Genomic DNA, 12887 nt, shown 5'->3' on the forward strand with positions numbered 1-12887 from the left:
ACGAGCAGCACGAACGCGATGCCATGTTCGTGCTGCTGGACGACAGCGCGTCGACCGCGCAGCATCCGACGAGCCGCCTGTACACAGGCTTCGTGCGCGAGCATGTGTGCGCGGAAGCGAACGGCGCCGCGCTCGACGCGGTTGGCGTCGCAGTCACGGCGGGTCAGCGCGAAGGTTTGCACGCGGTCGTGCTGGGGGACTATGAGTTCGGTCGCGATCTCGACCTGTCCAGCAGCCGCGATCGCGATTCACACGCATCACCGAAAATACAAACGCAGCCGGGCGACGCCTCGCTGCGTTTTTTATTGTTCTCGCGCTGCGAGCATCTGTCGCGCGACGCGGTCGATGCATGGCTCGCGCAACGCGACGGCGGCGCGGAGCAGCCGTCGGTGGCCGGTGCGGCGAACCTGCGCGAAAGCGTCGACCAGACGCAATTCACCGACGCGATCGACCGCATTCACGAAGCGCTGCGCGACGGCGACTCGTATCAGGTCAACTACACGTACCGGATGACGTTCGACGCGTTCGGCATGCCGCTCGCGTTCTATCGACGGCTGCGTGCGCGTCAGCCGGTGCCGTACGGCGTACTCGCCGCGCTGCCGGACGATCGCTGGGTGCTGTCGTGTTCGCCGGAGCTGTTCGTGCGCAACGAACGCGGCACGCTGCTCGCGCGGCCGATGAAGGGCACCGCGCCGACTTCCACCGATCCCGATGCGAATCGCCGTGCCGCCGACTTCCTCGCGAACGATCCGAAGAACCGCGCCGAAAACGTGATGATCGTCGACCTGCTGCGCAACGACCTGTCGCGGGTCGCGCAGATCGGCTCGGTGAGTGTGCCGGCGCTGTTCTCGGTCGAACCCTATGCATCGGTGTGGCAGATGACGTCGACGGTGACCGCGAAGCTGCTTCCGCAGGCGTCGTTCGGCGACGTGCTGCGCGCGCTGTTTCCGTGCGGCTCGATCACCGGCGCGCCGAAGCATCGCACGATGCAGCTGATCGACACGCTCGAAACGACGCCGCGCGGACTCTATACGGGCATGATCGGCTGGCTTGATACGCCGGCGGAAGAGGACGCGTGCGGTGACTTCTGTCTGTCGGTGGCGATCCGCACGTTGACGCTCGATGTGCCGCTTCACGCGACACACGCGGACGGTAGCGAGCGGCGCGGCACGCTGGGCGTCGGCGCGGGAATCGTGCTCGACAGCATTGCCGCCGACGAATACGCCGAGTGCCGGCTGAAAGCCCGCTTCCTGACCGACGCCGATCCGGGCTTCGAACTCTTCGAAACGATGTACGCGACGCGCGAGCAGCACGTCCGTCATCTCGACCGGCATCTCAAGCGATTGTCTTCAAGCGCGCGCTGCTTCGGCTTCGCGTTCGATGAAGAAGCGGTGCGCACACGACTCGACGAGCAGTGTGCGGCGTTGCCGCCAGGCGTTGCACATCGTGTGCGGCTTGCGCTGGGTAAAGCGGGTATCGCGCAGATCGTCGCCGCACCGCTTGCACCGTTGCAGAGCGAGACGGTGGGTGTGCTGCTCGGGCCGGATCACGGGTTCGCCGCGACGCGGGCCGACGATCTGCTGCTCCTCCACAAGTCGACGCGCCGCGCCGACTACGATCGCGCCTGGCGCGAAGCGGAAACGCACGGCGCCTTCGACACGCTGTTCTTCAACGAGCGCGACGAACTGACCGAGGGAGGGCGTTCGAATGTGTTCGTCAAGCTCGACGGTCGCTGGTGGACGCCGCCGCTCGCGGCAGGTGTGTTGCCCGGCGTGATGCGCTCAGTGCTGCTCGACGATCCGGCATGGCAGGCAGAAGAACGTGTGCTGACGCGTGCCGATCTGCTGCGCGCCGATGCGCTGGTGATCTGCAACGCGCTACGCGGCGCGTTGGCTGCGCGCATCGTTACAACCTAGAGGCACAGCGCGCGTCGCGCTGCAGCCATTTGGTCGCTACCGCTATTACGCGGGCTCGTTCAGAAAGTGGCGAACCGTACGCTGCGTCGCAACTGCGCGCGTTGCCATGCGTCAGCGCGGCGGCCTTACCCGGGAATCAGAAAGAGCGCAGCGATGCTGCGCGACCTGCGCATGTCGCCACGCCCCGGCGCGAACCGTTCGCCGCAGCCTCACCCCAAATCAAAACGTATGCTCCGCCCCAGGAAACGCTCCATCCTTCACCTCACGCACATACGCCGATACCGCATCGAAAATACTCGGCTGTCCCTGCATGAAATCCTTCACGAAGCGCGGCCGCTTGCCTGGGAAAATACCCAGCATGTCGTGCAGCACCAGCACCTGACCCGAACAGTCCACACCCGCGCCGATACCGATCGTCGGAATGCGCAACTGCTTCGTGACGTCGGCGGCGAGCTGCGTCGGGATTGCCTCCATCACGATCAACTGCGCGCCCGCGTCCTGTAGCGCGCGCGAATCGCGCAGCAGCTGGCTCGCTCCGGCCTCGGTCTTGCCTTGCACCTTGAAGCCGCCGAACGCATGCACCGATTGCGGCGTGAGTCCGACGTGCGCGCAGACCGGCACCGCGCGCTCGACCAGAAAGCGCACCGTATCGACGAGCCATTCGCCGCCTTCGAGCTTCACCATCTGCGCGCCGGCGCGCATCACCTGGGTTGCGCTCGCGAATGCATCGGCGGGCGTCGCGTAAGTGCCGAACGGCAGGTCCGACACGATCAGCGCCGACGGCTGCGCGCGGGCGACACAGGCCGTGTGATACGCGATATCGTCGAGCGAAACCGGCAAGGTGGTGGTGTGGCCTTGCAGCACGTTGCCGAGCGAATCGCCGATCAGCAACACGTCGACACCCGCGCGATCCAGCAGCGCGGAAAAGCTCGCGTCGTAACAGGTGAGCATGGCGATCTTTTCGCCGGCGTCGCGCATCGCCTGAAGCTTCGGGACGGTGATCGCGTGCCGGCTCGCTTCCTGCAGATAGGTCATGAGGAAATCCGTTGAAAATACGTTGGAGGTGTCGTGCAGCGCGCCGTCGATTAAAGCGACGTGCCCTTGACGAAGAATTCCTTGCGCCCGCGCATCGTCTCGATGCGTTCGATCAGTAGCGCGAGATCCGCGTCGGAATCGAGCGGGTTCAGATGTTCGGCGTTGACCGTCAGCACGGGCGTGCGGTCGTAATGGTAGAAGAAGTCGTTGTACGCGTCGCACAGTGCGCGCAGGTACGCGTCGGGGATCTGCAGCTCCATCGGGATCGCGCGCTTCTGGATACGCGAGAACAGCACCTCGGGGCTGGCCTGCAGATACACGACGAGGTCCGGCGAAGGCGCGCCACGCGGACTGCCTTCGGATGCCGGCGCGTCGATGCGCGCGGCAAGCGAGCGATACAGCTGCCACTCGTCGTCGGGCAGCGTGAGGCGCGCGAAGATCTCGTTCTTCTGCGTCATGAAATCGGCGACGAGCGGCGTACCGGTCGCATACGCGGCACCAACTTCCTGCGCCTGCTGCGCGCGCTGCATCGCGAAGTGCAGCTGTGTGGCGAGCGCGTAGCGGCTCGTGTCGCGATAGAAGCGCTCGAGAAACGGATTGTCCTGCGGCCGCTCGAACAGCGTGTTCATTGACCAGCGTCCGGCGAGCCGTTTCGCGAGCGACGTCTTGCCGACGCCGATCGGCCCTTCGATCGCCAGATAACGAAACGGCGGACGCAGTGCCGGCGCGGTGACGGTAAGCGGCGGCGTACTCATGAGCAGGAGCCTTTGGCGGCATCGCCGTTGGCCGCGAGCGCGCTGAGCATCGGGCACTGGCACGGCGATTTGACCTTCTCGATGCGTTGTCCCGCGACGTCGCCGAGAAACGCATCGGCGCGGCCGCGCTGCGGAATGATCAGATTGGGTTCGATCTCGACGAGCGGCACCAGCACGAACGCACGTTCGACGAGCCGCGGATGCGGCACGATCAGATCGGCTTCTTCGATGGATTGCTCGCCGTACAGCAGGATGTCGAGATCGAGTGTGCGCGGCGCGTTGCGAAACGGACGCTCTCGACCGAAGTGGTGTTCGATCTTGTGGCACAGCGCGAGCAGATGTCGCACCGGCAGCGTCGTATCGAGTTTCACGACGCAATTGAAGTAATCGTCGCCGCCCGCGTCGACCGGGGCGGTGCGATAGAGGCTCGATTTCGCGAGCACCGAGATGGTGTGCTGCTGCGCAAGACACACCACCGAGTCTTTCAGGGTCTGGCGCGCGTCCCCGAGATTTGCGCCGAGGCCGAGATAGGCAACCGTCATGGCATCACTTCCTGCAACTGTCGTTCGACGTCGAACGCAGGCGCCGCATCAATCGTCGTGACTACCGCCGGGGCTCACGTCGTTTGCTGCGCGGCTGTCTGCTGTCGTACCGCCCTCCATTCCGTCACCCTGTGCGCGGTTTCTGGCGCCACCGCGCCGCCGTCGTTTTCTGGGTGCCCGGTCCTTCCCGCCTTGCACGAGCAATGTCTCGCGCGCAGCGATGTCTCCTTCGATGAACTCCGTCCACCACGTTCCCACCGACTCGTCGAGTTCGCCGGATTCGCAGCGCAACAGGAGGAAATCATACCCCGCTCTAAATCTTTGGTGTTCCAGCAGCTTCAGCGCCCCACGGCCGCGTTTTTCGAGACGCAGTTGCAGGCCCCAGATTTCTCGCATGTCGGACGAGAAGCGCTTGTGGATCGCGAGCTTCTCGGTCTGCATGTCGAGCACGTCGTCCATCGCCTGGTGCAACGCGGGCACCGGATATTCGCCGCGTGCTGCGTTCTGTTGCGAGCGCTGCTGCACGTCGTGCCACATCAGTGTCGCGAACAGGAAACCCGGCGACACCGGCTTGCCGGCGCGCACGCGCGCATCGGTGTTGGTCAGCGCGAGCGTGATGAATTTTTCGCCGTGCGGCTGTTCGAGCACGACATCGAGCAGCGGCAGCAGCCCGTGATGCAGCCCTTCCTTGCGCAGCCGCTGCAGGCACGCGAGCGCGTGACCCGACAGCAGCAGCTTCAGCATCTCGTCGAAGAGCCGCGCGGCCGGCACGTTGTTGATCAGGTCGGCGAGCGAGATGATCGGTGCGCGTGTCGCTTCCTCGATCTCGAAGTCGAGCTTCGCGGCAAAGCGCACGACCCGTAGCATCCGCACCGGATCTTCGCGATAACGCGTCGCCGGGTCGCCGATCATCCGCAGCAGACGCGCGCGGATATCGGCCATCCCGTTGTGATAGTCGAGCACCGTCTGCGTCGCGGGATCGTAGTACATCGCGTTGATCGTGAAGTCGCGCCGCGTCGCGTCTTCGTGCTGTTCGCCCCACACGTTGTCGCGCAGCACGCGGCCGCTCGCGTCGACGGCATGCGTGCGGCGATCGAGTTCGTCGCGGCGCAGGCGCCTCGGCGGCGGCGCGTCTTCAGTGCTGTCTTCCTTCGGCGCAGCCGGCGGATCGACCAGCGCGCGGAACGTCGACGTCTCGATGATTTCCTGGCCGAACTGCACGTGCACGATCTGGAAACGCCGCCCGATGATGCGCGCGCGGCGGAACAGCTTCTGCACCTGTTCGGGCGTTGCATCGGTGGCGACGTCGAAGTCCTTAGGCGCGACGCCGAGCAGCAGGTCGCGTACCGCGCCGCCGACGATGAACGCCCGGAAGCCCGCCTGCTGCAACCCCTCGGTGACGCGGATCGCGTTGCGCGAGATCAGCGACGGATCGATGCCGTGGATGTCGGACGGGATGATGACGGGGACGTCGGGATCGGGCTTCGCGTTTTTCGCGGATTTCGTCGCCGGCTTGCGGCGCGTTTTCGTCGCGGCGGAGGCCTGGGAGGGGTCTGCTGCTGTCGTCTGGGCGGAGTCCGCCGGTGAGTCGTCAGCGGCTGCCGTATCCTGGCCGAACAGCTTGCGGATGAGTTTCTTGATCACGTGGGTTGGAAGAGTTCGAGGATGCGCCAGCCGCGTGTCTGCGCATGGGCGCGCAGCGTGTCGTCGGGGTTGGTCGCGATGGGGTCGGTGACCCGTTCGAGCAGCGGGATGTCGTTATGCGAATCGCTGTAGAAGTAGCTGCGTTCGAAATCGGACCACGTCTTGCCGAGCGACGCGAGCCAGGCTTCCGTGCGTACGATCTTGCCTTCCTTGTAGCTCGGCGTGCCCGTGGGGCGACCGGTGTAGGCCGACTGCGGATGGCCGTCGACGGTCTCGGCCTCGCAGGCGATCAGTTTGTCGACGCCGAACACTTCCGCGATCGGGCCGGTGATGAATTCGTTCGTCGCGGTGATGATGCAGCACAGGTCGCCCGCATCGCGATGCCGGCCGACGAGATCGAGCGCGGCCGGTACGATGGCCGGCCGGATCACTTCATGCATGTACTGGTCGTGCCATTCCTTCAACTGCGCGCGCGAATAGCGGGCGAGCGGCGTCAGCATCGCGAGCAGGTACGCGTGGATGTCGAGCTTGCCGGCCTTGTAGTCGGCGTAGAAGCGGTCGTTTTCGCGCGCGAAGTTTTCCGCGTCGACGATTCCGAGCTTCACCATGAAGCGGCCCCATTCGTGGTCGCTGTCGGTGGGGATGAGCGTGTGGTCGAGGTCGAACAGAGCAAGATTAGCCATGGGGGCACATTTTACTTGAAGCGGGTGCCGGTAGCCGGCAATGGACCCGTACGCGGATCTTCGATGCCGCCGGGCGCGGCCAGCATCGCGCGCAGCAGCGGCAGCGTGACCGCGCGCTTCTGTTCGAGCGAGAAGCGGTCGAGCGCGTCCAGCAACGTCATCAGGCTCGGCATATCGCGACGGAAATGCGTGAGCAGGTACGCGGGTACGTCGTCGGCGAGTACCAGGCCGCGTTCGCGCGCCGCGTGTTTCAGCGCGGCGACCTTCGCGTCGTCGGGCAATGGGACGAGATGAAACACGAGCCCCCAGCCGAGCCGCGTGCGCAGATCCTCGCGCACCGCGAGACCGATCGGCGCCGCGTTGCCGGCCGCGACGAGCGCGCTGGTCGGATGCGCGCGCACTTCGTTGAACAGGTTGAACAGCGCGATCTGCTGCGCGGCCGACAGGCCGTCGCAATCGTCGACGGCATACAGCGCGGTCTGCGGATCGAACGCGAACGCGTCGAGGCTGCTTTGCGGCCCCGCGAAGCGCGCGTGTCCCGGCGCTGCTTCGTGAGTGAGCGCCTGCAGCAGATGCGTGCGGCCGCTGCCCGTTTCGCCCCACACGTAGAACGTGCGATCGGCGACTGGACCGGCCGCGAGCGCGCCGTCGAGCTCGCGCAGACGCGTCACGAGTTCGGCGTTCGCACCGGCGAAGAAGTTATCGAATGTCGATGGCGGCGGGGTGCCGAGATCGAGCGTCAGCTGTCGGAGCACGATGGGGGCGATGCGTAAATAAAGGCTGGAATCAATTAGTTCTTGTACAGCGTGCTCGCGAGATAGCTCTGCCGCAGTTCGCGCAGCGCCACCGTGAGCATCGCGCTGACCGGCAGCGCGAGCAGCACGCCGAAGAAGCCGAACAACTGGCCGAACGCGAGCAGCGCGAAGATCACCGCGAGCGGATGCAGCCCGATGCGCTCGCCGACGAGGCGCGGCGTCAGGAAGAAGCCTTCGAGCACCTGACCGACGCCGTAGATCACCGCGACCGCGCCGAAGCCGTACCAGTTGCCGAACTGCAGCAGCGCGGCGAGCAGCGCAAGCACGAGGCCGGTCGCGTAGCCGATGTACGGGATGAACACCGCGAGCCCGGTGAAGATGCCGACCGGCAGCGCGATCTCGAAGCCGGCGATCCACAGCGCGACTGCGTAGAACACGGCGAGCACGGCCATCACGAGCAGCTGGCCGCGCAGATACTGCGAGAGCATGCGGTCCATGTCGCGTGCCATCTGCATCGTCTTGTCGAGCAAGCGGCGCGGAATGAAGCCCTGCACGCGCGCGAGCATCGCGTTCCAGTCGTACAGCAGGTAGAACAGCACGAGCGGCACCATCACGATGTTGCCGATCAGCGTGATCATCACGTTGCCGCTGGTGCGGATCGACGTCCACGCGTAGGACGCGACGGTTTTCGCGCTGCCTTCCAGCTGACCCATCACCATGTCGCGCAGGCTCGCAAAATCGAGCAGCGAATCGTCGATGCCGAGCATCGCGAGCTTCGGCTGCGCCCAGTCGTGCGCGTGCGCGAAGAAGCCGGGCACCTGCTGGCGCAACTGCGGTCCTTCCTTCTGGATCACCGCGAGCACCAGCAGCACGAGCAGCGAGACGAGGATCGCGAACAGCAGCATCATCAGCAGCGCGGCGAGGCCGCGCGGTACCCGCCGCCGCACCAGCCACGCGACGCCCGGCTGCAGGATGTACGCGAGAATCGCGCCGAGCAGGAACGGCGTCAGCACGGGGCTCAACAGCCACAGCAGGATGCCGGTGCCGAGCGCAATCGCAAGCCAGATGAAGGCGCGGCGCTGATACGGGGTAAGAATCGGAGCGTTCTGCTGCAAGACGGATTTCCTGGTGAGCGGATCGGTGGATCGGCGTGACGGCGGCTAAGGCCCGGGTGACGGGCGGTTCATGGGCGATTCACGGGCAGATGAGCGCCGCGTCGGCAAATTCCAGCTTGCCTGCCTGCATCGGGTAAAATCGCATTTTACCGACCTTCTCGCGCTTCCCCATGAATCAACCAAAAACCGCCCCTGACGCCCAAGGTTTGTCGTATCGCGACGCCGGCGTGGACATCGATGCAGGCGACGCCCTCGTCGATGCGATCAAGCCCTTTGCCAAAAAGACGATGCGCGATGGCGTGCTGGGCGGCATCGGTGGTTTCGGAGCGCTGTTCGAGGTGCCGAAGAAGTACCGCGAGCCGGTCCTCGTGTCGGGCACCGACGGCGTCGGCACCAAGCTGAAACTCGCATTCCAGCTGAACCGGCACGACACGGTCGGCCAGGATCTGGTCGCGATGAGCGTCAACGACATCCTCGTGCAAGGCGCCGAGCCGCTGTTCTTCCTTGACTACTTCGCGTGCGGCAAGCTCGAAGTCGGCACGGCGGCGACGGTCGTGAAGGGCATCGCGCAAGGGTGCGAATACGCGGGCTGCGCGCTGATCGGCGGCGAAACCGCTGAAATGCCCGGCATGTACCCCGACGGCGAGTACGACTTGGCAGGCTTCGCAGTCGGCGCGGTCGAAAAGAGCAAGATCATCGACGGCAGCACGATCGTCCCCGGCGACGTGGTGCTTGGGCTTGCGTCGAGCGGCATCCATTCGAACGGTTTCTCGCTGGTGCGCAAGATCATCGATCGCGCACAGCCGGATCTGAACGCGGACTTCGATGGCCGCTCGCTCGCCGACGCGCTGATGGCGCCGACGCGGATCTACGTGAAGCCGCTGCTCGCGCTGATGGAACAGATCGCCGTGAAGGGGATGGCGCACATCACCGGCGGCGGGCTCGTCGAAAACATTCCGCGCGTGCTGCGCCAGGGCCTCACCGCCGAACTCGATCATCGCGGCTGGCCGCTGCCGCCGCTGTTCTCGTGGCTGCAGAAGCACGGCGGCGTCGCGGATGCGGAGATGCATCGCGTGTTCAACTGCGGGATCGGGATGGCGGTCATCGTGTCCGCAGCGGAGGCGGATCAGGCGCTCGGCCTGTTGTCCGCAGCCGGCGAACAGGTGTGGAAGATCGGCACCGTGCGGGAGAGCGGCGAAGGCGAAGCGCAGACTGTGGTGGTTTGAGGTTGTTCTGAATGAGGCGGGCCGCTGCGTTGTTTCTGTGTCGGCCCGTTTCATCTTGCTGTTACGGCGAACGCTGATTCAGGCGTCGCCGCACCCCTCTAGCGGTTACATGCGCACTTGTAGTACCGCATCGAGCGCCGCAAGCGCGCGCTCAGTAGCATCCCCCGCACAGCAATCCACGACGATCCGCTCCGGCATCGATCTCAACCACGTCAGTTGACGCTTGCAAAGCTGGCGCGTCGCGAACACACCCTTGTCGCGCATCGTGTCGTAATCGATTGCGCCGTCCAGATACTCCCACGCCTGCCGATACCCGACACAGCGCATCGACGGCAACCCCGGATGCAGATCGCCGCGTGCGCGTAGCCGTTTCACTTCATCGATAAAACCGTTCGCGAGCATCGCGTCGAAGCGTCGCTCGATGCGTGCGTGCAGCACGCTGCGATCCGACGGTTCCAGCGCGACCGGCACGAAGCGCCAGCGGATCGCTTCGTCGTCGCGCGACGGCGTCGCGAGCAGTGCCGACATCGGCTGGCCGGTCAGCATGAAGACTTCGAGCGCGCGCTGGATGCGCTGCGAATCGTTCGGCGCGAGGCGCGCAGCCGTGACGGGATCGACGTCCGCGAGTCGCGCGTGCAGCGCGGGCCAGCCGTCGCGTGCGGCGTCGGCATCGAGCGCGGCGCGGATCTCGGGTGCGGCCGCTGGCAGATCGTTCAATCCTTGCGTGAGCGCGCGGTAGTACAGCATCGTGCCGCCGACCAGCAACGGCACGCGACCGCGCGCCGCGATCTCGTCGACGAGACGCAGCGTGTCGGCGCGGAAATCGGCGGCGGAGTAAGCGTCGACAGGATCGACGATATCGATCAGATGATGCGGCACGCGCGCGCGTTCGTCGGCGTCCGGCTTCGCAGTGCCGATATCCATCCCGCGATAGACGAGCGCCGAATCCACGCTAATGATTTCGACCGGACGTTGTGCGGCGAACGCGAGCGCGGCGGCCGTCTTGCCGGACGCGGTCGGTCCGAGCAGACAGGCGACCGGCGTGCGGGCGTCGGTTGAGTTCGTCATGAGCGTTTCGCCGGATACCGCCGCGACCTCATTGCCCGCGCATGAACAGGCGGTCTAGATCGGTCAGCGTCAGCTGGTACCACGTCGGCCGGCCGTGATTGCATTGATCCGCGCGTTCGGTCGCTTCCATCTGGCGCAGCAGCGCGTTCATTTCGTCGAGCGTCAGACGACGGTTCGCGCGCACCGCGTGATGGCATGCGAGCGTGCCGAGCAGTTCGTGCTGCCGTTCGGTGAGCACGCGCGAGCCGCCGTATGAATGCAGATCGGCGAGCACTGCGCGTGCGAGCGCCTGCAGATCGGCGTCCTTCAGCAGCGCGGGCACCGCGCGGATCGCGAGCGTGGTCGGCGACAGCACCGCGAGATCGAAGCCGAGCGCATCGAGCGTGTCGCGTTCTTCTTCGACGACGCCGATCTCGATTGCGTCGGCGGGCATCGACAGCGGAATCAGCAGCGGCTGCACGGCGATCGTGCGATCCGCGAGCGCGTTCTTGAACTGCTCGTAGAGGATGCGTTCGTGCGCGGCATGCATGTCGACGATCACGAGTCCGCGAGCATTCTGTGCGAGCACGTAGATGCCGTGAATCTGGCCGAGCGCGAAACCGAGCGGCTGTTCGTCGTCGGAGAATGCCTGGGCCGGCGATCCGAAAGGTGCTGACGCGTTGTCGCGTGCGTCGAACGTGGTCGTGCCTTGCGATGTGCCGGCGTTGGTATCGCGACGGCCGAACAGTGCGTCGTAGAGCGCGAGCGGTTGTGCGACGGGCAGCGTGCCCTGCGTCATGCGTGCTTGCCGTAGCCAGGTGTTGCCGGGTTGGGCCTGCGAACCGCTTGAGCCAAAACCACTGAGGCCACCGAGGCCCCCACGCGAAAAAACATCGCCTCCCGGCGCAAGCGCTCCATCCGCCGCGACCGGGGCAAGATGCGCGGCATGACCGCCCGCGGTCGTTTCCGGCGACGCACCCGCATGCCGCGCAAGCGAGCGCTGCACCGCGTGGAACACGAACTGGTGAATCGACCGCGAATCGCGAAAACGGACTTCGATCTTCGACGGATGCACGTTGACGTCGACCGCTTCGGGCGGCAGATCGAGGAACAGCACATACGACGGATAGCGATCGCCGTGCAGCACGTCTTCGTACGCGGCGCGCACCGCGTGCGTGAGCAGCTTGTCGCGCACGAAACGGCCGTTCACAAAAAAGTACTGCTGGTCCGCGCGTCCCCGACTCGCGGTCGGCAGTCCCGCGCAGCCATAGACGGCAAGCGGACCAGCCGATTCATCAAGCGGCAGATGCGCGGTCGCGAACGTGTCGCCGAGAATCTTCGCGACGCGTGTCGCGGGATCGGTTGCGTTCCAGTGTTCGACTGCGCGGCCGTTATGCAGCACCGAGATCGCGACGTCGGGCCGCGCGAGCGCCGCACGACGGATCATCTCGAGGCAGTGGCCGAGTTCGGTCTGTTCGCTTTTCAGGAATTTGCGGCGCGCAGGCGTATTGAAGTACAACTCGCGGACTTCGATCGTCGTGCCCTGCGTGCCGGCCGCCGGTGCGAGCACGCCGGTGTGCGCGTCGATGCGCACCGCGTGCGGCGCGTCGCCGGTGCGACTCGTGATCGCCATCTCCGCGACCGACGCAATCGACGCAAGCGCTTCGCCGCGAAACCCGAGCGTCGCGACCGATTCGAGTTCGGCGAGCGAGCGGATCTTGCTGGTCGCGTGGCGCATCAGCGCGAGCGGCAGCTCGCCTTCGGGGATGCCGTGGCCGTCGTCGGTGATCGAGATGCGTTTGACGCCGCCTTCGTCGAGCAGGATGCGCAGCGTGGTTGCGCCGGCGTCGAGTGCGTTCTCGAGCAGTTCCTTGACGACCGATGCCGGCCGCTCGACGACTTCGCCCGCGGCGATCTGGCTGATCAGTTGATCGGGCAGCGGCTGGATCGCGCGCGCGGCGTGCGGTGCGCGGCGCGGCTGGGGCTGGACTGCGGTCGCCACGTTGGCGCTCGCGGACCCTTCAGCGGTTTCAGAAATTTCGGACATGGACGGATTATAGCGATTCGTGCCATTCGTCCGTGGGCGCGCGAAACCATGCAAAACGCCCGTTGCAGACAACGCATGCGCCGACCCGCCGGCTTTTTTTTATCGCGCCCGGGCACTTTCGG

11 protein-coding genes are annotated in these 12887 nt (G+C 65.7%); 2 read left to right on the forward strand and 9 right to left on the reverse strand.

Annotated features, from left to right (window positions below; translation table 11 throughout):
- Window positions 1-23: 23 nt before the first annotated feature.
- Window positions 24-1916, forward strand: a complete 1893-nt coding sequence (locus E1748_RS26500) for a chorismate-binding protein (protein ID WP_240766792.1) — start codon at window positions 24-26, stop codon at window positions 1914-1916.
- 219 nt (window positions 1917-2135) lie between these two features.
- On the opposite strand, the gene panB is transcribed toward E1748_RS26500, so the two are convergent.
- Genes panB through E1748_RS26535 form a run of 7 tightly spaced genes read right to left on the reverse strand, consistent with a single transcriptional unit; the run spans window position 2136 to window position 8445 of the window.
- On the reverse strand, window positions 2136-2951 hold the full coding sequence (gene panB, locus E1748_RS26505) for a 3-methyl-2-oxobutanoate hydroxymethyltransferase (RefSeq protein WP_133650228.1): 816 nt from the start codon (window positions 2949-2951) through the stop codon (window positions 2136-2138).
- Between the two features lie 50 nt (window positions 2952-3001).
- Complete coding sequence (locus E1748_RS26510; protein WP_133650229.1) at window positions 3002-3706, reverse strand: deoxynucleoside kinase; 705 nt, start codon at window positions 3704-3706, stop codon at window positions 3002-3004.
- Complete coding sequence (folK, locus tag E1748_RS26515; protein ID WP_133650230.1) at window positions 3703-4248, reverse strand: 2-amino-4-hydroxy-6-hydroxymethyldihydropteridine diphosphokinase; 546 nt, start codon at window positions 4246-4248, stop codon at window positions 3703-3705. Before folK ends, E1748_RS26510 begins: the two co-directional genes overlap by 4 nt.
- A 48-nt stretch (window positions 4249-4296) precedes the next feature.
- Window positions 4297-5892 carry a polynucleotide adenylyltransferase PcnB gene (gene pcnB / locus E1748_RS26520; protein WP_133650231.1) on the reverse strand — a complete coding sequence of 532 codons (1596 nt, stop codon included), beginning with the start codon at window positions 5890-5892 and terminating at the stop codon, window positions 4297-4299.
- Window positions 5889-6575 (reverse strand): histidinol-phosphatase, encoded by a 687-nt coding sequence (locus E1748_RS26525; protein ID WP_133650232.1) that lies wholly within the window; start codon window positions 6573-6575, stop codon window positions 5889-5891. The genes pcnB and E1748_RS26525 overlap by 4 nt, the downstream gene beginning before the upstream one ends.
- Before the next feature lie 11 nt (window positions 6576-6586).
- Complete coding sequence (hda, locus tag E1748_RS26530) at window positions 6587-7330, reverse strand: DnaA regulatory inactivator Hda (protein ID WP_133650233.1); 744 nt, start codon at window positions 7328-7330, stop codon at window positions 6587-6589.
- Window positions 7331-7365: 35 nt separating this feature from the next.
- Entirely contained in the window at window positions 7366-8445 is a 1080-nt protein-coding gene (locus tag E1748_RS26535) for an AI-2E family transporter (protein WP_133650234.1), read from the reverse strand.
- Window positions 8446-8615: 170 nt separating this feature from the next.
- Here E1748_RS26535 and purM point away from each other — a divergent pair, with 170 nt between their 5' ends.
- A complete protein-coding gene (gene purM / locus E1748_RS26540; RefSeq protein ID WP_133650235.1) occupies window positions 8616-9671 on the forward strand; it encodes a phosphoribosylformylglycinamidine cyclo-ligase in 1056 nt (351 codons plus the stop codon).
- Window positions 9672-9776: 105 nt separating this feature from the next.
- Here purM and miaA read toward each other — a convergent pair whose 3' ends face one another.
- Window positions 9777-10739 carry a tRNA (adenosine(37)-N6)-dimethylallyltransferase MiaA gene (miaA, locus tag E1748_RS26545; RefSeq protein ID WP_133650236.1) on the reverse strand — a complete coding sequence of 321 codons (963 nt, stop codon included), beginning with the start codon at window positions 10737-10739 and terminating at the stop codon, window positions 9777-9779.
- A gap of 28 nt (window positions 10740-10767) precedes the next feature.
- Complete coding sequence (mutL, locus tag E1748_RS26550) at window positions 10768-12765, reverse strand: DNA mismatch repair endonuclease MutL (protein WP_133650237.1); 1998 nt, start codon at window positions 12763-12765, stop codon at window positions 10768-10770.
- Between the last annotated feature and the right edge of the window lie 122 nt (window positions 12766-12887).

The sequence above is a fragment of the Paraburkholderia flava genome, from assembly GCF_004359985.1.
GTDB classification, from domain to species: domain Bacteria; phylum Pseudomonadota; class Gammaproteobacteria; order Burkholderiales; family Burkholderiaceae; genus Paraburkholderia; species Paraburkholderia flava.